Origin of the sequence: Streptomyces bluensis, from assembly GCF_014650715.1 — a bacterium.
In the GTDB taxonomy this organism is placed as follows: Bacteria; Actinomycetota; Actinomycetes; order Streptomycetales; family Streptomycetaceae; genus Streptomyces; species Streptomyces bluensis.
In genome coordinates this window covers 22,806-43,549 of sequence record NZ_BMVM01000012.1, presented here as the reverse complement: position 1 = coordinate 43,549, position 20,744 = coordinate 22,806, and the positions used below count along the sequence as shown (strand labels likewise).

The 20,744-nt window shown below is 71.2% G+C and carries 21 protein-coding genes; 12 read left to right on the top strand and 9 right to left on the bottom strand.

What is annotated here, in order from left to right; genetic code table 11:
- Positions 1 to 3: 3 nt before the first annotated feature.
- Together IE262_RS26595 and IE262_RS26590 are read left to right on the top strand one after the other, a co-directional pair.
- On the top strand, positions 4 to 897 hold the full coding sequence (locus tag IE262_RS26595) for a glycosyltransferase family 2 protein (RefSeq protein ID WP_189877442.1): 894 nt from the start codon (positions 4 to 6) through the stop codon (positions 895 to 897).
- Positions 898 to 1,173: 276 nt separating this feature from the next.
- Positions 1,174 to 4,254 carry an AfsR/SARP family transcriptional regulator gene (locus IE262_RS26590; RefSeq protein ID WP_189877219.1) on the top strand — a complete coding sequence of 1,027 codons (3,081 nt, stop codon included), beginning with the start codon at positions 1,174 to 1,176 and terminating at the stop codon, positions 4,252 to 4,254.
- A gap of 37 nt (positions 4,255 to 4,291) precedes the next feature.
- On the opposite strand, the gene IE262_RS26585 is transcribed toward IE262_RS26590, so the two are convergent.
- On the bottom strand, positions 4,292 to 5,983 hold the full coding sequence (locus tag IE262_RS26585; protein WP_189877216.1) for a bifunctional 3'-5' exonuclease/DNA polymerase: 1,692 nt from the start codon (positions 5,981 to 5,983) through the stop codon (positions 4,292 to 4,294).
- Positions 5,984 to 6,035: 52 nt separating this feature from the next.
- Complete coding sequence (locus IE262_RS26580) at positions 6,036 to 6,302, bottom strand: GntR family transcriptional regulator (protein WP_189877214.1); 267 nt, start codon at positions 6,300 to 6,302, stop codon at positions 6,036 to 6,038.
- A 147-nt stretch (positions 6,303 to 6,449) separates the two neighbouring features.
- Between IE262_RS26580 and IE262_RS26575 the strand changes: the two genes are divergently transcribed.
- On the top strand, positions 6,450 to 6,692 hold the full coding sequence (locus tag IE262_RS26575) for a hypothetical protein (RefSeq protein WP_134034945.1): 243 nt from the start codon (positions 6,450 to 6,452) through the stop codon (positions 6,690 to 6,692).
- Positions 6,692 to 7,015, top strand: a complete 324-nt coding sequence (locus IE262_RS26570) for a hypothetical protein (protein WP_134034948.1) — start codon at positions 6,692 to 6,694, stop codon at positions 7,013 to 7,015. Before IE262_RS26575 ends, IE262_RS26570 begins: the two co-directional genes overlap by 1 nt.
- Before the next feature lie 83 nt (positions 7,016 to 7,098).
- On the opposite strand, the gene IE262_RS26565 is transcribed toward IE262_RS26570, so the two are convergent.
- Positions 7,099 to 7,827, bottom strand: coding sequence for a Clp protease N-terminal domain-containing protein (locus IE262_RS26565; protein WP_189877213.1), 729 nt, complete (start codon positions 7,825 to 7,827; stop codon positions 7,099 to 7,101).
- Positions 7,828 to 7,876: 49 nt separating this feature from the next.
- Positions 7,877 to 8,512, bottom strand: coding sequence for a LysE family translocator (locus IE262_RS26560; protein WP_134034952.1), 636 nt, complete (start codon positions 8,510 to 8,512; stop codon positions 7,877 to 7,879).
- Positions 8,513 to 8,748: 236 nt separating this feature from the next.
- On the opposite strand from IE262_RS26560, the gene IE262_RS26555 reads away from it, so the two are divergent.
- Positions 8,749 to 9,915, top strand: coding sequence for a DUF2786 domain-containing protein (locus IE262_RS26555; RefSeq protein WP_229877501.1), 1,167 nt, complete (start codon positions 8,749 to 8,751; stop codon positions 9,913 to 9,915).
- A gap of 21 nt (positions 9,916 to 9,936) precedes the next feature.
- Here the strand turns inward: IE262_RS26555 and IE262_RS26550 are convergent, their stop codons facing one another.
- Positions 9,937 to 10,497: a DUF4232 domain-containing protein gene (locus tag IE262_RS26550; RefSeq protein ID WP_189877209.1), complete on the bottom strand. Its 561-nt coding sequence runs from the start codon at positions 10,495 to 10,497 to the stop codon at positions 9,937 to 9,939.
- A 129-nt stretch (positions 10,498 to 10,626) separates the two neighbouring features.
- Positions 10,627 to 11,184: a hypothetical protein gene (locus IE262_RS26545; RefSeq protein WP_229877500.1), complete on the bottom strand. Its 558-nt coding sequence runs from the start codon at positions 11,182 to 11,184 to the stop codon at positions 10,627 to 10,629.
- Between the two features lie 338 nt (positions 11,185 to 11,522).
- On the opposite strand from IE262_RS26545, the gene IE262_RS26540 reads away from it, so the two are divergent.
- Positions 11,523 to 11,783, top strand: coding sequence for a DUF397 domain-containing protein (locus IE262_RS26540; RefSeq protein ID WP_131565054.1), 261 nt, complete (start codon positions 11,523 to 11,525; stop codon positions 11,781 to 11,783).
- Between the two features lie 77 nt (positions 11,784 to 11,860).
- On the opposite strand, the gene IE262_RS26535 is transcribed toward IE262_RS26540, so the two are convergent.
- Complete coding sequence (locus IE262_RS26535) at positions 11,861 to 12,448, bottom strand: ATP-binding protein (RefSeq protein ID WP_189877207.1); 588 nt, start codon at positions 12,446 to 12,448, stop codon at positions 11,861 to 11,863.
- A 335-nt stretch (positions 12,449 to 12,783) separates the two neighbouring features.
- On the opposite strand from IE262_RS26535, the gene IE262_RS26530 reads away from it, so the two are divergent.
- The 5 genes from IE262_RS26530 (at position 12,784) to IE262_RS26510 (ending at position 17,897) form a co-directional block, all read left to right on the top strand.
- Positions 12,784 to 13,620 carry a Sco1979 family transcriptional regulator gene (locus IE262_RS26530; RefSeq protein WP_491590990.1) on the top strand — a complete coding sequence of 279 codons (837 nt, stop codon included), beginning with the start codon at positions 12,784 to 12,786 and terminating at the stop codon, positions 13,618 to 13,620.
- A gap of 139 nt (positions 13,621 to 13,759) precedes the next feature.
- On the top strand, positions 13,760 to 15,220 hold the full coding sequence (locus IE262_RS26525) for an aldehyde dehydrogenase family protein (RefSeq protein WP_189877205.1): 1,461 nt from the start codon (positions 13,760 to 13,762) through the stop codon (positions 15,218 to 15,220).
- A 127-nt stretch (positions 15,221 to 15,347) separates the two neighbouring features.
- Positions 15,348 to 15,989, top strand: a complete 642-nt coding sequence (locus tag IE262_RS26520) for a PadR family transcriptional regulator (protein ID WP_134034962.1) — start codon at positions 15,348 to 15,350, stop codon at positions 15,987 to 15,989.
- 73 nt (positions 15,990 to 16,062) lie between these two features.
- On the top strand, positions 16,063 to 17,121 hold the full coding sequence (locus IE262_RS26515; RefSeq protein WP_189877203.1) for an ATP-binding cassette domain-containing protein: 1,059 nt from the start codon (positions 16,063 to 16,065) through the stop codon (positions 17,119 to 17,121).
- The gene (locus IE262_RS26510; RefSeq protein ID WP_229877498.1) at positions 17,118 to 17,897 is read left to right on the top strand and encodes an ABC transporter permease; all 780 of its coding nucleotides are present in this window, start codon (positions 17,118 to 17,120) and stop codon (positions 17,895 to 17,897) included. Before IE262_RS26515 ends, IE262_RS26510 begins: the two co-directional genes overlap by 4 nt.
- Before the next feature lie 56 nt (positions 17,898 to 17,953).
- Here the strand turns inward: IE262_RS26510 and gad are convergent, their stop codons facing one another.
- Positions 17,954 to 19,378, bottom strand: a complete 1,425-nt coding sequence (gad, locus tag IE262_RS26505) for a glutamate decarboxylase (protein ID WP_189877201.1) — start codon at positions 19,376 to 19,378, stop codon at positions 17,954 to 17,956.
- A gap of 95 nt (positions 19,379 to 19,473) precedes the next feature.
- On the opposite strand from gad, the gene IE262_RS26500 reads away from it, so the two are divergent.
- A complete protein-coding gene (locus IE262_RS26500) occupies positions 19,474 to 20,235 on the top strand; it encodes a MerR family transcriptional regulator (protein WP_189877198.1) in 762 nt (253 codons plus the stop codon).
- Between the two features lie 53 nt (positions 20,236 to 20,288).
- Here the strand turns inward: IE262_RS26500 and IE262_RS26495 are convergent, their stop codons facing one another.
- Positions 20,289 to 20,654, bottom strand: a complete 366-nt coding sequence (locus tag IE262_RS26495; protein WP_134034976.1) for a YbjQ family protein — start codon at positions 20,652 to 20,654, stop codon at positions 20,289 to 20,291.
- Positions 20,655 to 20,744: the final 90 nt, after the last annotated feature.

The following is a 20,744-nucleotide window of genomic DNA, read 5'->3' as shown; positions in this document are numbered from 1 at the left end:
GAGTTGGTGGAGCCCCGGATTGCCGTCGCCGTCGTGACCATGGGGAACCGGCCCGCCGAGGTCGACGCCCTGCTCATGTCCGTGGCCAAACAGGACCTCGCGCCCGAGCGGATCGTCATCGTCGGCAACGGCTGCCCGCTGCCCGACTTCGCCGAGCGCCTCGGCCTGCCGGGTGAGGTCACCCTCATCGAGACGGAGGAGAACCTCGGCTGTCCGGGCGGCCGCAACGTCGCCCTGAGGCGGCTCGCCGAGTTCGGGGATGTCGACGTCGTCGTCGAACTGGACGACGACGGCCTGCTCGTCGACGCGGACGTGCTGCGCGGCGTACGGACCCTGTACGCCCGTGATCCGCGGCTCGGCATCGTCGGGTTCCGGATCGCCGACGAGACCGGCAAGACTCAGCGCCGCCACGTCCCGAGGGTCGGGGCGAAGGACCCGCTGCGGGGCGGCCCCGTCACCGGGTTCCTCGGCGGCGGGCACGCCCTCTCCCTGGCCATGCTCGCCGAAGTCGGGGACTGGCCCGCCGAGTTCTTCTTCGCGCACGAGGAGACCGACTTGGCCTGGCGGGCCGTCGACGCCGGATGGACCGTGCTGTACGCACCCGAACTGCTGCTCCAGCACCCCAGGACCTCGCCCGCCCGGCACGCCATCTACTACCGCGTGAACGCCCGCAACCGCGTCTGGCTCACCCGCCGCAGACTGCCGCTGCCCCTCATCCCCGTCCACCTCGGCGTGTGGGTGCTGCTCACACTCGTACGCGTCCGGTCGTGGGGCGCCCTGCGCGCGTGGTTCGGCGGTTTCGCGGAGGGCTGGCGGGAGTCCGGCGGTGAACGGCGGCCCATGCGGTGGCGCACGGTGTGGCGGCTCACCCGGCTGGGACGGCCACCGGTCATCTAGACGGCCACCGGTATCTGGACTTATTCGGCCACGGACCTGCACGAAGGCCCCGGTCGCTCCCCCTCGGCGACCGGGCCCCGCGTGATTCCGGTTCCGGCCGCTGCGGCGACACTCCCCCGAGTTACGCGTCGTACGCGTGCACCGTCGGGGCCAGAACCGATGTAGTGATCACATCAGGCGGCGCCAACGGATCGCTAACATGTGGCCAACGGGCGGCGCGAAGCCGCCGTGAGGCGCGGCGCGACCAGACCGTGCGGGAAGGCAGCGGGCGGTGCTATGCGGGACGGGCTGCGGTTCGGACCGCAGGCGAGGCCACGGTTCGGGCTGCTGGGGCCGCCGGTCCTGTATGACGCGGACGGCGGCGTACGGCCCGTCGGCAGCGGCAAGATGCGCGCCCTGTTCGTCGCCCTGCTGCTGGAACCCGGCCGGGTCGTGTCGGTCGAGGCGCTCAAGGACGCGCTGTGGGGCGGGGCGCCGCCGCCCTCCGCGCAGGCATCCCTGCAGAACCATGTGACCCGGCTGCGGCGGCTGCTGGACGACCCGGACCGGCTGCGGGCCGTTCCGCCGGGGTATCTGCTGAGGGTCGGCGAGGGCGAGCTGGACGTCCGAGTCTTCGAGCGGCACGTGGCGGCCGCCCGCTCCGCGCACGCCGAGCGGGACTGGGAGCGGACCCTGCGCGAGACCACGGCAGCGCTCGCCCTGTGGCGGGGTACCCCGCTCGGCGGCCCGGCGGAGGACTTCGGCGGACAGGCCCTCGTCCAGCGGCTGGAGGAGGCGCGGCTGCTGGTCCTTCAGTGGCGGTACGAGGCGGAGCTGGGCCGCGCGGGCCCGGGGCACGCCCGGCTCGCCGCGCTCGCCCCCGAGTTGGCCGCGCTCGTCGCCGAACATCCGCTGCGGGAGGCGTTCCACCGGCTGCTCATGCTCGTCCTGCACCGCACCGGCCGCCAGGCCGAGGCCCTGGCCGTCCACCGCGATCTGCGCCTGCGCCTGATCGAGGAACTCGGCGTGGAACCGGGCCCGGCGGTGCGCGACGCCCACCTGGAGATCCTCCAGGAGGAGATAGCCGAACCGCCGCCCCGCGGAACCCCCGGAAGCCCCGGCACCACCGCCGGAACCCCCGGACTGGCCGGCACATCGGGCACATCGGGCACATCGGGTGCCCCCGACGCCCCCGACGCACCCCGTCCCGCCCCGGCCGGCCCACCGCGCCCTGCCCAACTCCCGCCCGCACCGGCCCACTTCACCGGCCGCGCCGAGACACTCACGTCCCTGAGCCGCCTCCTGGACCCGGGCACGGCCCCCGAAGGACACCTGCCCACGGTCGCCGTCATCAGCGGCATGGCGGGCGTCGGCAAGAGCGCCGTCGCCCTGCACGTGGCCCATGAACTGGCGGAACGCTTCCCCGACGGCCAGCTCTACGTCCACCTGCACGGCGCCACGCCCGGCATGACCCCGCTCACCCCCGGCCAGGCCCTCGCCTCACTCCTGCGCGACCTCGGCACCGAGCCGCGCCGTATCCCCGACCACCCCGACGCGGCCGCCGCGCTCCTGCGCTCCACCCTCGCACCGACCCGCACCCTGATGGTCCTCGACGACGCCGCGCACGCCGCGCAGGTAAGGCCGCTGCTGCCCGCGGGCCCCGGCTGCGCGGTGATCGTGACGAGCCGTTCGCCGCTCACCGCCCTCGACGGCGCCCACCGCTTCCCGCTCGGGCCGCTGTCGGGCGAGGACAGCGCGGCACTGCTGCGCGTGGTCTCCGGCCGGGACGGCCTCGACGGCACCCACCCGCTCGTCGAACTCACCGGCCGCCTCCCGCTCGCCCTGCGCGTCGTCGCCGCCCGCCTCGCCGCGCGCCGCGCACTCACCCCGGACGCGCTCGCCGGCCAACTCACCGCCACGGCCGGGAGGTTGCGCCACCTGGAGTACGACGACCTCAGCGTCCGCCGTTCCCTCGCCGTCGCCCACGACGCCCTGCGCGCCTCCCACCGCGAGGTCGACCGCGACGCCGCGCTCGCCCTGCACCGCATCGGCGCGCTCGACCTCCCCTCGTACGGCGCACCCCTCCTCGCCCGCCTCACGGACACCGACGAATACCGGGCCGAGGCCGCCCTCGACCGTCTCGTGGACGTCGCCCTGCTGGAGGAGACGTCGTACGGCCGGTACGTCCCGCACGACCTGGTACGGGACTTCGCCCGCGAGCTGGCCCACGCGGACGGCGAGACCGCGGCCGCACGCCTCGTCGAAGCCGCCCTCCGCTGGTACGCCGACCGCGCCCGGCAGAGTCTCGTCGCACTGTTGCCGCCCGGCTACGAACGTCAGGAGCGGCTGCGGCCGACGGGCGGGGAGACGGACCCGGTGGACACCCGCCCCTTCCCCTCCGCCGAAGCGGCCTTCGCCTGGGGCGAGAGCGAACTGCCGGGCATCGTCGCGCTCGTGAAACGCCGCGCCCGCCCGGACGCGACGCGCACGACACCCTCGCCGCTCGTCCCCGCCCTCGTACGCCACCTCTTCCCCTACCTGCAACGCAGCGGCCACCTCGCCGAACTGGACACGCTGGGCCGGATCGCGCTGGACGTGGCGCGGTCGGTCGGGGACGACGCGGCGGAGGCGTTCGCGCTCACCGACCGGGCCGGGCTGCACTACCTGTCGGGCCGGCTCACGGAGGCGCTCGCGCTCAACGACCGGGGACTCACGCTCTGGCGCGGGCTCGACGCCACGTCCTGCATCCGGCGCTGCCTCAACAACCGCGGCCTGCTGCTGGAGAGCCTCGGCCGGTACGAGGAGAGCGAGGAGGCGCTGCGGCAGAGCCTGGAGCTGTCGCGGCAGCTGGACGATCCGTACGGCCAGGCCGTGACCTTCAGTCACCTCGGCAACCTGTACTGGCACACCGACGCACGGGCCGCGATCGTCCACCACCAGCGCAGCCTCGCCCTCGGCGACGTGGCCGACAGCGTCCTCCTGCGCAGCACCGCGCACTGCAACATCGGCTACGCCCGGCTCAGACTCGGCGAACCGGACCACGCCGTGCGCAGCTTCGAGCAGAGCCTGGAGATCCTCGGTGACGACGAGGACTGGGGCGGCGAGTCCCAGACCCGGCTCGGCCTCGTGCGCGCCCTGCACGCGCTGGACGACACCGAGCGCGCGTCCCGGGAGTGCGCCAGGCTGCTGGGGCTCGCGGAGCGGCGGGCGGACCAGTACATGACCGGCCTGGCCCGCCACCAGCGGGGCCTGCTCCTGGCACGGGAGGGCCGGACCGAGGAGGCGCGCGGGGAGTGGGAGTCGGCGCTGGAGGTACTGGACGGCACGGACTCGCCGGTGGTGGGGGAGCTGCGGACGCTGCTGGCGGGGGAGGAATGAACCGAGCGGTGTCCCGGCCGTCCACTTTGTGCGGCGTTCACTTGGCATCCGCATAGCACTCCACCACCGCCGTCGTGAACGGGAACCGCACCGGCGTCTGCCCGAACGTCAGCCGCCCAGCCAGCTCGGACGCCTCCCGGATCGCCGCGACCACGGCCTCCGCCTCCCCCTCCGGGCAGTGCACGATCACTTCGTCGTGCTGGAAGAAGACGAGCTCGGCAGCCATCCCGGCGAGGGTGCGGCGGAGCGCGGCGAGCAGGAGCAGCGCCCAGTCGGCGGCGCTGCCCTGGACGACGAAGTTGCGGGCGAAACGGCCGCGGGCACGGGAGTTGGCGGAGGCGTAGCCGGGAGTCCACCCCTGGTCGCCGACTGCGGCCTCGTTCGGCTCGTCCTGCGGGATGCCCGCCTCCTCCGCGGCCTCGGAGGCTCCGGCCGCCGGGGGACACGTACGCCCCAGCCAGGTCCGTACGAGCCGGCCCTCCTCGCCGGCGCGGGCCGCGTCGTCGACATACGCGACGGCCCTGGGGAAGCGGCGGCGGAGCGCGGCGAGGTTCTTCAGCCCGTCCCCGGAGGTCTGCCCGTACACGGCACCGAGCACGGCGAGCTTGGCCTGCGCGCGGTCACCGGAGAACGCCCGATCGGAAACGGCCTGATACAGATCGCTTTCCCTTCCGGCGACCTCCATCAGACCAGGATCACGCGAGATGGCGGCCAGCACCCGTGGCTCCATCTGGTCGGCGTCGGCGACGACGAGCCGCCAGCCGGGGTCGGCGACGCAGGCCCGCCGGACGACCTTGGGGATCTGGAGCGCGCCCCCGCCGTTGGTGACCCACCGCCCGGTGACGGTCCCGCCCGCCAGGAACTCGGGCCGGAACCGGCCGTCCCGTACCCAGTCCTGGAGCCAGGACCAGCCGTGGGCGACCCAGATGCGGTACAGCCGCTTGTACTCCAGCAGGGGCTTCACGGCCGGGTGGTCGACGGTCTCGATCTCCCACCGTCGCGTGGACCTGACCTTCACCCCGGCCCGGGCGAAGGCCTTCACGACGTCGGCGGGCAGATCGGGCCGCACCCGCCACCCGAACGCCCCGGACACCTCGTCGGCGAGCTCGGCCAGCCGTCTCGGCTCACCGCCGCCCGCGTACCGCTCACCCAGCAGCTCGTGCAGAACCTCGCGGTGCACGTCGCTGCTCCAGGGCAGGCCGGCCTGATTCATCTCGGCGGCGATGAGGGTGCCCGCCGACTCCGCGGCGGTGAGCAGGTGCATGCGTTCGGGGTGGGCGGTGGTGCCGTGACGGCGCCGCTGGTCCGCGTACACCTCGATGAGGTCGGCCAGGGGCACGTGGACGGGGCGGGGCTCGAAGAGCGGGGTCTGCGAGCCGGGTGCGGCGGCGCGCTGGGGCGGGTCCGCCGGGACCGGGGCGCCCCGCAGACGAGCGAGCGCGGCGGCCGCCGAACGGGGTTCGCCGTGCCGTCCCTCGTGACCGAGCAGCAGGTTCTCGGCGACCTCGATGTCGTAACACCGCTCCACCCGCACCCCCGCGGCGAGCAACTGCGGATACACCTCGGCGGTCGCCCGCCACACCCACCGCGTGACCTGCGGCCGGCTCCGCACGGCGCCCACCGGATCCGCCTCCCGCCGCACGGGCCCCGCGGGCAGCCCGTCCACCCCGAGGGGGGCGACCTCCACGCCACCGTCCTCGGCGACTCCGAGAGCCCACCGGTCGGTCATGGGTGCGAGTGTGACAGGGGGGTCTGACAGTGGGGCGGTGCGATGGCACCAGCTACTGAGCCTCGACGTCGCCGGCGCGCTCCTCGGGGCGTTCGGCGACGAAGGAGCCGAGGCCGACCTCGGCGCGGATGAGCCCCTCGGCCTTGAGGTGAGCCAGTGCCTTCTGTGCAGTCGACGTCGCGATGTCGAACTCGCTGGACAGTTCGACAACCGAAGGCACACGGGCACCCACCGGGTACTCGCCGTCGGCAATGCGGGTGGCGATGGCGGCGGCGACCTGGCGCCAGACGGGTCGGGTGCGGTCAAGCTCTGAGCTCATGCGGTTGACGCTAAAACTCTGCGGTAGACCGCGCGACCGCACTAGACTGCGGTAGACCGCGAATGCCGGGTAACATGAAGACCCCCGCGACGGGTGGAGCCGTCCGGGGGCACGGCCACCAGCTGAACCTGAGAGGAGCTGATGACGGTGACCGACTTTATCGGCCGCGTCATCGCCTGGGTGAGCATCCTGCTCACCGGACGCGATCCACACGCCAAACCCCCGAGCCGCCCCACACGCACCGCCCCTGCCTCCACGTGCGCAACACCTCTCCCCGCGCACCGCAGCCCGTACGGCCTGGACGACAGCGACCCGCTCGACGGCGCCGCCACCAGAGCCGTACGCCCGTACGTCATCGCGCTGGACATGCATGGGCTGGAGGTCGCCTGATGGGGGCGGAAGCCGATGGGCAGGAGCCGAAGTCCTCGCCTCACTCGCCGCCCGAAGTCCGCCTGTTGCCCTGGACCGGCGCCGAGGGAAAGCCCTGCTACCTGATCACCGACGAGCACGCCGGACCCGTGTCCCGTCTGGCCGACACCACGGAGTCCGTCCAACTCGGCATGGGAAGGGAGCTCCTCGCACACGCCGACGACATCCTGCCGGACGCTCCGCGTGGCGAACTCCGGTTCCTCGCGGAGTGTTTGACGGGAGCGCTTCGTGACGCTCTCAGGGTCGCGGACAGCCGGGGGCGGCGGCTGAAGCAGCTGAGCTGAGCACGACGGGAGCCGGGGTCCCTGGGGGCGGTGCAGCCCCCAGGGATGGGACGGGTAGGGGCGGCGGGGCGAGGAAACCCCGCTCAGGCGCCCTCGGTCTCGGTGAGTGCCCGCAGTGCCTCCGCCACGTTCTCCTCGACCGCGTCCTTCCGCACGCCGAGCCCGCTCAGCACCCCGTCCCCGTTCTCGAACTCCAGGAGCGCGAGCAGGATGTGTTCGGTGCCGATGTAGTTGTGGCCGAGGCGCAGGGCCTCGCGGAAGGTGAGTTCGAGGACCTTCTTGGCGTCGGGGTTGTAGGGCACGAGTTCCGGGGCCGTGTCGGAGGCCGGCGGCAGCGCGGCGGTCGCGGCGGAGCGTACGGCGTCCAGGGTGACCCCCTGCGCCGTGATCGCCTTCGCCCCGAGCCCCTCGGGCTCGCGGAGGAGGCCGAGGACGAGGTGCGCGGGTACCCCCTCCGCGTTGCCCGCCGCCTTGGCTTCCTCGTGCGCGGCCATGACCACGTGGCGGGCGCGCGGCGTGTAGCGGCTGAAGCCCTGGCTGAGGTCGAGGTCCGCCTCGGCCTTCGGTACGAAGCGCTTCTGGGCCGCCTGCCGGGTGACCCCCATGCTCTTGCCGATCTCGGTCCAGGACGCGCCCGAACGCCGGGCCTGGTCCACGAAGTGACCGATGAGGTGGTCCGCCACGTCCCCGAGGTGGTCCGCGGCGATCACGGCGTCCTGGAGTTGGTCGAGGGGCTCCGGGTGGACCTTCTTGATGGCCTCGATGAGGTCGTCGAGGCGTACGGATGCGTTGGTGGGAGAGTTCGATGCCATGTGTCAACCTTAGGTTGACACCCCGAAGGTGTCAACCGCGAGTTGACATCTACTTCGGTGATGTCACCGCCAACCGCACCGCGAGCCCGGCGAACACCGTCCCGGTGAAGACGTTCAGCGCGCGGGCCACCCGCCGGCTCCGCCGCAGCACCAGCGAGAGCCGCCCGGAGAGCAGACCCACCGCGCCGTCCCAGAGGAAGCCCATCACCACCAGCGTCGCCCCGAGCAGCAGGAACTGGCCGGACACATGACCGAGGGACGGGTCCACGAACTGCGGCAGGAACGCCACGTTGAAGAGGATCACTTTCGGGTTCAGCAGGTTGGTGACGGCGCCCTGCCAGAACGCCCGCCGCATGCCCGAGCCGGTGCGGGCGTCCCCGTCCTCCTCACCGATCACCGAGCGGTCCCGGAACGCCTTCACCGCGAGGTAGAGCAGATACGCGGCACCGAGCCACCGCAGGACGTAGTAGAGGACGGGCAACGCCGTGAACAGGGCGGAGAGGCCCAGCGCCGCGGCGACCGTGTGCACGAACATCGCGCTCGCCACGCCCGCCGCGGCCATCACCCCAGCCGCCGGGCCGCCGCGCCCGCCCACAGCCACGATGAACATCATGTCGGGGCCGGGAGTGACGCAGAGCGCGAAGGCGGCGACCAGGAACGCCAAGTAGAGAGATGTGTCGACCATGCGGCCCATGCTTGGCGCCGCGAGAACGGGGCGTCGACCGGGTTTCGATGTGTGAGACGGCGCAGGTGGTGGGCGGGCGGATGCCCTCGGCCAGGTTCACCGCCGTGACGGCCGGCCCGTGGTCATGCCCCCAGCGAACGCCCCCCGTCCCGCACACACGACCACTGGAGGGCGTCTCGAAGGCAGGGCCAGGCCTACCTGGCCGGGCGGCACCGCCCCCGTGGCACGATCGACCGGTGAGTACGACCAGCAGCACGGTGGACCGCGCCTTCGAGGCCGCCCTCTACGCCGACAGCGACGCGGCCCTCGACACGGGCGCCTCGCTGCTCGCCACCGACCCCTCGGCGGACGCCGAACTCGCCCGCCGAGGCCGGGAGTTCGTCGCCATGGCCTGGCGGCGCGGCTGGCAGCCCGCCGACGTCGTACGGATCGTTCGGCGCGAGCTGGACGACGCGCACGTACGCCTCGTCTCCCGCCTGATCCTCGACGAGAACCAGCAGTCCCCGAACCCGCCCCCGAACCCCCGCTGGGCCGCCCAGCTCGACGAGCTGGGGGCCGGGGCAGCAGAACCCGGGCCGCCCCCGCGCACCGACCGGTTCTCGTACGCGACGGCCGTACTGGAGCTGTACCGCCTGCTCCTGCGCCTGCCCGCACTGGAGCCGCTCGACGCACCGGGAAAGCCCCAGGTCCGGCCGCGCGGAGACGCCCGCATGCTGTCCCGTATCCGTGGCCTCCTGGCCAAGGCCGAGGCCACCGGATTCCCGGAGGAGGCGGAGGCGCTGAGCGCGAAGGCGCAGGAACTGATGGCGCGGCACAGCATCGACGAGGCGCTGCTCGCGGCCAAGGAGCACGACCGGAACACCCCGGGCGCCTGCCGGATCGGTGTCGATCCGCCGTACGAGACGGCCAAGGCGGTACTCCTCGACGCGGTCGCCGCGGCGAACCGCTGCCAGGCCGTGTGGAACGAGGCCCTGGGCTTCTCCACGGTCGTCGGCTTCGAGTCCGACCTGGACGCGGTCGAACTGCTCTACACCTCGCTCCTCGTGCAGGCCACGACCGCGATGACGAAGGCGGAGGCGGCGCAGCGCGCGGGCGGACGCAAGCGTACGAAGACGTTCCGGCAGTCGTTCCTCGCCGCGTACGCCCACCGGACGGGTGACCGGCTGGCGGCGGTCGCCGAGGAGCAAAGGGATCAGGCGGCCGGGGCGGGGGAGCGGGAGCGGCAGGATCTGCTGCCCGTCCTCGCCGCCCGTGACGTGGCCGTCCGCGAGCAGGTCACACGCCTGTTCCCGGAGACGGTCACCACCCGCGTGCGCGGGGTGAGCGACGCCGCGGGGTGGCAGGAGGGAACCGCGGCGGCGGACCGCGCCCAGGTCAGGGCACGGCCCCCGGTGAACCCCTGAACGCGGCCCCCGCCGCCTGCCTCAGTCGCCCGCAGGCAGGAACGGCCCCACCGTGATGTCCAGCTCGTCCCCGGACTTCACGGCCACCTCCGCGTCGGGCCACTTGTAGCTCTGCGGAGCGGTGTCGCCGGGCAGCGTGAACGTCACCTTGTCCACGTCGGCGGCCTTCTTCGTATCGCCGGCGACCCCGCGCACGTACGTGATCGTGAAGGTCACCGCTTGGTCCTTGGCCAGGGTCAGCTTCGTCGCCGTCGCGGCCTGGTCCGGGCTGACGGCCCAGGAGGTGTCGCCGGCGTACACGTCGGCGCCGGGCATGCCCTCCAGGGTGCAGGAGGCGCCGCGGTTGGTCAGGGTGACCGGGATGGTGCCCGTGTCACCGGCGGCCGGGGCGGCACTGCTGGGCCCGAAATCGATGCCGAACTGGTCGGCCTTGCACGCGGTGGACTTGCCGTTCGCGGAGTCCGCGGAGCTCGTGGAGTCGGTGGAGCTCTTCGCGGTGTCGTCGCCGCTCCCGCTGCTGCAGGCGGCCAGCGTGAGGGCCGCGACGAGGGCGGCGGTGACGGCTACGGGCGTGGTGCGCATGGGGTTCCCCCGGGGTTCGTGACGGTGGTGCGGTAGTGCCGTAGTGCGGTGTTGTGGCGGTGCAGTGGAGCAGTAGTGCAGTGGTGCAGTCGCGCAGTAGTGCAGGGGCGCAGTGGTGCCCGGCCCGGCTCAGGAGTCCAGGCCGGCCGTCGACAGCTCCGTCGGGAGCCGACCACCCGGTGCCTTCTGGAACGTCTCCTTGCCGACGCCGCTCTCCCACGTGACGGTGACGGACTCGGCGCTCACGGAGTCGACCATGCCCACGGTGCGGTCGCTGTCGCCGCCCTTGCATGTGAGGCGGATCATCCGCATGCCCGACTCCTCCTTGGCCGAGCCGCTGCAGACGGACCCGCCGGTCTCGAAGACCGCGGCCTTCTCGCCCGTCACGATCAGCGCGACGGCCTTGCCCTCCGTCGTCGCCAGCCAACTGCCCGCCAGCTCGGGCTGCGCCCCGGAGGCCCCGGAGCCGCCACCCGTGTCCGACGTCTCGGTGGCGCTGGGCGCCGCCGACGACTCCTTGTCCGCGGAGCCGCCGCCATCGCGGCCGTCGCCGCCGTTGTCACCGTCGGAGCCGTTGCCGCCGCACGCGGTCAGGACGAGCGCGGCTGCCAGCCCGGCCGCCGCGGCGGCGATACGCATCCGTCGCCGCGGAAGGGCCACCGTGGTCGCAGAAGTCGCCGTAGTCACTGGAGTCTCCCAACGGATGTGGGCCTGAGGCGTCGCCGCAACGACAGCCGCAAGCTACCAGGCGCCTCCAGTCCGTTCCCCCGGCGCCCAGGGGCAGAACACCGTCCGCCCGTGAACCTGTCCGAGGAGGGAACACGATTGCCCTGCCGTGCGTCACACCTACTGCGGCGACAACATTTTCAGATCGCTGAAGCTGTAACCGCAGGACCACCGCGCGTGCACGTGCATCTGCCCGTGCATTCGCTCATGCATCAGCATGTGAACGAAGCTATGATCCGGAGCAGTTGACCACTGCAACAGGGGTCACATCAGCCCATGCACCACCCGGGGAGCGACCTGTGGACCGCGACGTGTACGGCGTGGATGACGTGTACAACGGCATGGCAGCGAAGGAGCTGCACGGGGTGGCCTGGCAAAAGAGCCGGCACAGCAACTCGCAGGGCTCCTGCGTGGAGTTCGCCCGCCTGCCCGGCGGTGACGTGGCCGTGCGGAACTCGCGGTTCCCCGACGGGCCCGCGCTCGTCTACACACGCGCCGAGATCGAGGCGATGCTTCTCGGCGTCAAGGACGGCGAGTTCGACCATCTGGTCGGCGGCTGAGAGGTAACCAGGGGTTACAGCCTGGTCGCGCATCGTGACGCGCGTAGAACCGCGGCGTAGAAGAACGCCGCGGTTCGTCAGTCGGCCAGGGCCGCCAGTGGGTCCCGTGGCTCCATGCGCAGCCGGAACAGCGCCCAGACCACCTTGCCGCCGAAGGCGCTCCCGTGGGGAGCCCCGTTGGAAGCTCCGTTGGAGCCCGCCCTGCTCGCACCCGGTTGAGGGGTCGGGGAAGGGTGCCAGCCCCAGCTGTCGGCGAAGGAGTCGACAAGGAACAGGCCGCGCCCCGACTCCGCGGCGAAGTCCTCTGTCTCCCGGGCGACCGGTGTCTCGTGGCTCGGGTCCCGCACCGCGCACACCAGCCGCTCGGTCCACCGCATCAAGTGCAGCCGCACGGGCGCTTCCTGGCCCACGGTGCGCGGGGTGTTCGCGGGAAGTCCGTGCCGCAGCGCGTTGGTGACGAGTTCGGAGACCACCAGGCAGACATCGTCGAAGCGGTCGCCCACATCCCACTGGTTCAGTGTGCCGCGGGTGAACTGTCGTGCCTCGCGCACCGCTTCGTAGCGGGCGGGCAGGGCGCAGGACGCGGCGTTGGACACGGTCGAGGGGTCGAGCGGAGGAAGTCCCTGCCGTAAGGGTTCGAGCATGGTTGATCCATTCATCCCCATGCGAGGCACTCCCGGGTGTCCGCGGTCGTTGCGATGCAGCGGTGGCGCGGCACCATGGTTTCTGATGCGCACAGCAGATGCAAGGGCAGATGCACGTGCACGCGCCGGAAATGGACCTGGAAGTACCGCTTCCTGCTTGTTTCTCCCGCCGTTCTTCCGTCGCCTTCTTCCCTCGCGGCGGGCTCTGGCCGATCCTTTTCCGTGGTCCGGGGTCTGAGACTTTCCCTTTCTGTAACCGCACGAGTGCGGATCGAAGTGGTTTAGTGGCAGACTTCGGCCCCTGGACACCTTGGGGAGGCTGGACGAACGTGGGCGCCGGTGAATCAAGTGGGTCGGTGGTGAGACGCATGCTGCTGGGCTCGCATCTCAGGCGGTTGCGCGAGGCGCAGGGGATCACCCGCGAGAAGGCCGGGTACTCCATCAGGGCGTCGGAGTCGAAAATCAGCCGTATGGAGCTGGGGCGAGTGAGCTTCAAGGCGCGTGACGTCGAGGACCTGCTGACGCTGTACGGCGTCACGGACGAGCAGGAGCGCGAATCCCTCCTCTCCCTCGCCAAGGAAGCCAACGTCGCGGGCTGGTGGCACAGCTACTCGGACGTCCTCCCCAGCTGGTTCCCCACCTACGTCGGCCTGGAGGGCGCGGCCCACCTCATCCGGTCCTACGAAGTCCAGTTCGTCCACGGCCTGTTGCAGACCGAGGCCTACGCGTACGCGGTCGTCGCCCGCGGCATGAAGGACGGCAGCGTCGCCGAGATCGAAAAGCGTGTGGCCCTGCGCATGGAGCGCCAGAAGTACCTGGTCGCGGAGAACGCCCCCGAGTTCCACTGCGTCCTCGACGAGGCCGCGCTGCGCCGGCCGTACGGCGACCGCGAGGTGATGCGCGGTCAGCTCCAGCACCTCATCGACATCTCGGAGCGGCCGAACGTACGGCTCCAGGTCATGCCGTTCAGTTTCGGCGGGCACTCCGGCGAGAGCGGCGCCTTCACGGTGCTCAGTTTCCCCGAGTCCGACCTCTCCGACGTCGTCTACCTGGAGCAGCTCACCAGCGCGCTGTACCTGGACAAGGGCGAGGACGTCGCCCAGTACGAGACGGCGCTGCGGCGGCTCCAGCACGACAGTCCGTCGCCGGAGGAGAGCCGCGATCTGCTCCGTGGACTGCTCCAGCTGTCCTGAAACCGTCCTGAAGCTGTCCCGCAGTCTTCAGATGCGGCCGAGAGCCTTCACAATCCCTCTCGAATTGTTCTCCAATTCCCCTGAAACACAAGTACGATGACGTGTGATCACTTCGTGACGCAAGGGATTGAGGGATCACATGTCCTCCTACTTCACCGATCTTGCTCAGCAGTACATCGGTGGTGAGTGGCGCCAGGGCACGGGGTCCTGGGACATCATCGACTTCAATCCCTACGACGGCGAGAAGCTCGCGTCGATCACGATAGCCACGGCCGACGAGGTGGACGAGGCCTACAAGGCGGCCGCCGCCGCCCAGAAGGCCTGGGCCGACACCAACGCCTACACGCGCCGCGCCGTCTTCGAGAAGGCCCTCCGCCTGATCGAGGAGCGTGAGCAGGAGATCACCGAGGTGATCATCGCCGAGCTCGGCGGTACGCATCTGAAGGCGGGCTTCGAACTCCACCTTGCCAAGGAGTTCCTGCGCGAGTCGATCCAGCTGGCGCTGCGTCCCGAGGGCCGCATCATCCCCTCGCCGACCGACGGCAAGGAGAACCGCCTCTACCGTGTGCCGGTGGGCGTCGTGGGCGTGATCAGCCCCTTCAACTTCCCGTTCCTGCTGTCGCTGAAGTCCGTGGCCCCCGCCCTCGCCCTCGGCAACGCGGTCGTCCTCAAGCCGCACCAGAACACGCCGATCACGGGCGGCACACTGATCGCGAAGATCTTTCAGGACGCGGGCCTTCCGGCCGGCCTGCTGAACATCGTCATCACCGACATCGCGGAGATCGGTGACGCCTTCATCGAGCACCCGATCCCGAAGGTCATCTCCTTCACCGGCTCCGACAAGGTCGGCCGCCACGTCGCCACCGTCTGCGCCTCGCACTTCAAGCGCTCGGTCCTCGAACTCGGCGGCAACAGCGCGCTGGTGGTCCTCGACGACGCGGACATCGACTACGCGGTCGACGCGGCGGTCTTCAGCCGGTACGTCCACCAGGGCCAGGTGTGCATGGCCGCCAACCGCGTGCTCGTGGACCGCTCCATCGAGGACGAGTTCACCGAGAAGTTCGTCGCCAAGGTCAGGACCCTGAAGGCAGGCGACCCGCGCGACCCGCGGACGGTCATCGGCCCGGTCATCAACTCCTCACAGGCGGACGCCGTTTCGGGCACCGTCGAGCAGGCCATCGCCGAGGGCGCCACGGCGCTGGTGCACGGCACGACCACCGACAACCTGGTCGAGCCCTCCGTCCTCAAGGGCGTCCCCATGGACTCGCCGCTCCTCCGGCAGGAGGTCTTCGGCCCGGTCGCGTTCCTCATCCCGTTCGACGGCGAGGAGGACGCCGTACGCATCGTCAACGACACCCCGTACGGCCTCAGCGGCGCCGTCCACACGGGCGACATCGAGCGGGGCGTCTCCTTCGCCAAGCGGATCGACACCGGCATGTTCCACGTGAACGACGGCACCGTCCACGACGAGCCGCTCGTCCCCTTCGGCGGCGAGAAGTCCTCCGGCCTCGGCCGCCTCAACGGTGACACGACCATCGACGCGTTCACCACCCAGAAGTGGATCTCGGTGCAGCACGGTCGGAGCACCTTCCCGTTCTGACCGTCGCACGCCCCATGGTGCTTCGCGCACGTGCGGGTCAGGCATGCGATCCACCAGGGAGCCATGACGGCGTTCGAGCTGGTGGCCGAGGAACAGCAGCTGGTGGCCGCGCCCTAACCTGGACCGCATGTCAGCGATCCGTCTCCTCGTGCTCGGCGCAGTCCGCATGCACAGGCGGGCCCACGGCTACCAGGTGCGGGGCGACCTGGAGTACTGGGGCGCGCACGAGTGGTCCAACGCCAAGCCCGGCTCGATCTACCACGCCCTGAAGCAGATGGCGAAGCAGGGGCTGCTGCACGCGCACGAGATCGCCCCGTCCACCGCGGGCGGCCCGCCGCGTATCGAGTACGAGATCACGGCGAAGGGCACCGAGGAGTACTTCCGGCTGCTGCGCGAGGCGCTGACCACGTATGACCAGAAGGGCGACATGAAGACGGCCGCCGTCGGTTTCGTCGTCGACCTGCCGCGGGCCGAGGCGGTGGCGCTGCTGAAGGAGCGGACCCGGCGCATCGAGGAGTGGCGGGGCTCGGTCCTGGAGCACTACGTGCCCGAGGAGGGCCCCGAACAGCTCGGCCACATCGGCGAGATCATGAACATGTGGGTCCACACGGCCGACTCCGAGGCCGAGTGGACCCGGGGCCTGATCGAGCGCATCGAGGGCGGCGCCTACACCTTCGCCGACGAGGGCGATCCGTTCGTCGGCGTGCTGGCCGAGGGGCAGGAGAACCCGTACGCGACGGGGGAGCGGCACCCCGAGGACGACCGCTAATCAAGTTTGACCAACCCGCCGGCGCGGGACTATCGTCCCCAAGTGGTCAAGTTTGACTAATAAGGGGGTCTCAGTGGCCGACGCGGCGATCACCGTCGAAGGGGCACGCAAGAACTACGGCGGCAGGGGCGGTAAGAGCGGGACAAGCGGCAAGGGAGGCAAGGGAGACAAGGGCAGCAAGGGTGGTAAACAGGCCCTCGACGGGCTCGACCTGACGGTTGCACGCGGCACCGTGCACGGAATGCTCGGCCCGAACGGCGCGGGCAAGACGACCCTGGTCCGGGTCCTGTCCACTCTGCTGCGGCCCGACGCGGGCCGGATCGAGGTGGCCGGGCACGACGTGGTGCGGGAGCCGTACGCCGTGCGCCTGCGCATCGGTCTGCTCGGCCAGCACGCGGCGCTCGACGAGGAACTCGGCGGCCGGCAGAACCTGGAGCTGTTCGGCCGCCTGTACCACCTGGGCGCACGGCGGGCACGCGCGCGTGCGGACGAACTGCTCGAACGCTTCGACCTCACCGACACCGGCCGCCGGCCGGTCCGCGCCTACAGCGGCGGCATGCGGCGCCGCCTGGACCTCGCCGCCTCCCTGATCACGGAGCCGGAGGTGCTCTTCCTGGACGAACCGACCACCGGCCTCGACCCCCGCGGCCGCGCCGAGGTGTGGGCCTCGGTCCGCTCCCTGGTCGGCGGCGGTACGACGGTCCTGCTCACCACCCAGTACCTGGAGGAGGCCGACCAGCTCGCCGACCGCATCTCGGTCGTCGACGCCGGCCGGGTCATCGCCGAGGGGACGGCCGGCGACCTCAAGGCCCGCATCGGCGGCGACCGCATCGACGTCGTCCTGCGCGACGCCGGCCAACTGGCCGCGGCCGGCGCCCTGTTGCCCCTGAACGGGGTCTCCGTCGACACCGACCGCCGCCTGCTCAGCGCCCCGGTCACCGACCGCATGACGGCGCTGGCCGGGGTCGTACGGGCCCTTGAGGAGTCCGGGATCGAGGCCGAGGACATCGCGCTGCGGCGGCCGACGCTGGACGAGGTGTTCCTGCATCTGACGGAACGCGACGACCGCGACGACCGTGGGGACCGCGACGACCGCGACGACCGCGACGACCGTACGGAGGAGGCCGCATGAGCATGAGCATGGCCACCAACACCCACGCCCTGACCGACTCCTGGACCATGACCCGCCGTGAACTCGCCCGCTGGGGACGGCAGCCGGTCCAGGTGGTCGTCAACCTGGTCTTCCCGGTGATGCTGCTGCTGATGTTCGGCTATCTGATGGGCGGCGGGCGGGGAGTGAGCGGCGAGTACCGCGACTATCTGGTCCCCGGCATGCTCGCGCTCACCATGGCCTTCGGCCTGGAGGGCACGATGATCGCCGTCACGCAGGACCTCGACAAGGGCGTCATCGACCGCTTCCGCTCGATGCCGATGGCGAGCGGGGCGGTGCTGGTGGGCCGTGCGGCCGCCGACATGCTCCAGTCGGTGCTGGTCGTGGCCGTTCTCGTCGGCGTCGGGTCCGCGCTGGGCTGGCGCGCGCACGGCGGCTTCCCGGCCTTCCTGGGAGCCGTGGGCCTGCTCCTGCTCTTCCGCTTCGCGATGCTGTGGATCGGCATCCACCTGGCCCTGGTGGCCGGGAAACCGGAGATGGTGCAGGCCGTGCAGATCCTGGTCTGGCCGGTCGGCTTCCTGTCCAACGCCCTCGCGGCACCGGAGTCCATGCCCGGCTGGCTGGGCACGCTCGTCGAGTGGAACCCGATGTCCCACACGGCGACGGCGGTACGGGACCTGTTCGGCAGCCCGGGGGCCGAGCCCGGACACGTGTGGGCGGCGGTCCTCTGGCCCGTGGCGTTGCTCGCGGTGTTCTTCCCGCTGGCGGTACGGAGGTTCGCGAAGCTCAGCCGTTGACGAAGCAAGCGAAGCGGGCGGAGCAAGCCAAGCAGGCCCAGGCAGCCAAGCCACCGTCAGTGATGGAAGCCCGTGGCCGCCTTCTTGTCCTGGGTCAGCGGACGCTGCTGGCGGCGCAGTTCGGGCAGCAGGCGGCCCAGGTCCTCCAGGAGCAACTCGGCCAGGTCGGAGGAGAAGCCGTTGCGGCAGACCACCCGCAGCACGGACAGGTCCTCACGGTTCGCCGGGAAGGTGTACGCGGGCACCAGCCAGCCGTGCTCGCGCAGCCGCCGGGACACGTCGAAGACGTCGTACCCGGTCACGTCCGGCGCGGTGGTGAAGGCGAACACGGGCAACTCGTCGCCCCGGGTGAGGAGCCGGAAGTCACCCAACGAGCCGATACGGTCCGCGAGGCCCCGCGCCACGTCCCGAGTGGTCTGCTGCACCGCACGGAAGCCCTCGCGGCCGAGCCGCAGGAACGTGTAGTACTGCGCGACCACCTGGGCGCCCGGACGCGAGAAGTTGAGCGCGAACGTCGGCATCTCGCCGCCCAGGTAGTTGACCCGGAAGACGAGCTCCTCGGGCAGCTCGGCGGCCGAGCGCCACAGCGCCCACCCCACGCCCGGATAGACGAGCCCGTACTTGTGCCCCGACGTGTTGATGGACGCCACCCGCGGCAGCCGGAAGTCCCACTCCAGGTCCTCGTCGAGGAAGGGCGCGATCATGGCTCCCGAGGCACCGTCGACATGGACGGGCACGTCCAGTCCCGTACGGTCCTGGAGCCGGTCCAGCGCCGCGCACAGCTCGGCGACCGGCTCGTACGACCCGTCGAAGGTCGACCCCATGACGGCGACGACCCCGATCGTGTTCTCGTCGCACAGCTCGGCCGCGGCCTGCGGGTCGAGGTGGAAACGGTCGCCCTCCATGGGCACCTGACGGGGCTCCACCTCCCAGAAGGTGCAGAACTTGTCCCAGCACACCTGCACGTTGACGCCCATCACGAGATTCGGGCGCACGTCCTTCGCGGGATACCGGTCGGCGTTCCGGCGCGCCCACCTCCGCTTGAGCGCCATCCCGGCGAGCATGCACGCCTCGCTGGACCCGGTCGTCGAACAGCCCACGACCGCCCCCGGATCGGGCGCGTGCCACAGGTCGGCGAGCATCGCCACGCACCGCCGCTCCAGCTCGGCCGTCTGCGGGTACTCGTCCTTGTCGATCATGTTCTTGTCCCGGCACTCGGCCAGCAGGACGTCGGCCTGCGGCTCCATCCAGGTGGTGACGAAGGTGGCCAGGTTCAGCCGCGCGTTGCCGTCGAGCATGAGTTCGTCGTGGACCAGCTGGTACGCCGTCGACGGGGCCAGCGGCGCGTCCGGGAGCCGGTGTGTGGGCGGCGCCTCGGTCATGCCGCCGACGGGGTTGGCCTCCCCGTAGAAGGGGTTCACGCGCAGCGTGCGCCGGTCGCTCGGGCCTTCCTTGGCGGCGTCACCTCGGTGCAGGGGCATGCATCCGACGGTAAGTCCAGGGCGGGGGACTTGCACCTCACGCGACGTGAGGGCCCAGGCTGAGGTGCGTACCGAAAAGAAGGGAGCGGACGGCGATGAGCTACTCCGTGGGACAGGTCGCCGGTTTCGCCGGAGTCACGGTGCGCACCCTGCACCACTACGACGACATCGGCCTGCTCGTGCCGAGCGAGCGCAGCCACGCGGGCCACCGGCGTTACGGCGACGCCGACCTCGACCGGCTGCAGCAGATCCTGTTCTACCGGGAGCTCGGCTTTCCGCTCGACGAGGTCGCCGCCCTGCTCGACGACCCGGACACGGACCCCCGCGCGCACCTGCGCCGCCAGCACGAGCTGCTGACCGCCCGGATCGAGAAGCTGCAGAAGATGGCCGCGGCCGTGGAACAGGCCATGGAGGCACGCAAGATGGGGATCAACCTCACGCCCGAGGAGAGGTTCGAGGTCTTCGGGGACAAGGACCCGGAACAGTACGCCGAGGAGGCGGAGCAGCGCTGGGGCGGCACCGAGGCCTACGCCGAGACGCAGCGCCGGGCCGCCTCGTACACCAAGGACGACTGGAAACGCATGCAGGCCGAGGTGGCCGACTGGGGCGAACGCTACGACGCCCTGATGGCCGCCGGTGAGCCGGCGACCGGCGAGGCGGCCATGGACCTGGCCGAGGAGCACCGGCAGCACATCTGCGGGTGGTTCTACGACTGCCCGTACGACATGCATGTCGGTCTCGCCGAGATGTACGTCTCCGACGAGCGTTTCAAGGCGTTCTACGACTCCATGCGGCCGGGCCTCGCCGAGCACCTCAAGGAGGCCATCACGGCGAACGCGGCCCGGCACGGGGCCTGACCCGCCGGTAAGGGGCGCCCGCAATGGAGGGCGCCCCTTACCTGAGACACGGCCTACTCCGGTGCGATCACGCACGCCGTCCCGTACGCGCACACCTCGGTGCCCACGTCGGCCGCCTCCGTGACGTCGAAGCGGAACATCAGCACGGCGTTGGCCCCACGCGCGCGTGCCTGCTCCACGAGGCGTTCCATGGCCTGGTTGCGGGTCTCCACGAGCGTCTTGGTGAGCCCTTTGAGTTCGCCGCCGACCAACGACTTCAGACCCGCGCCGATCTGGCTCCCCACATGCCGGGAGCGGACCGTCAGTCCGAAGACCTCGCCGATGACCTGCTGGACCCGGTGTCCGGGTACGTCGTTCGTCGTCACGACCAGGACGTCCGACTGGGGACGCTGGCCGCCGCCGTAATCCTCGATGCCCATGGGCCACAGCTTTGTCCAGGCGAGGGCACAGTGCATCCTGAAGGGGACGGTGGAACCTGGCGAGGACGCCTTGCGTTGATAGCTTTGGTC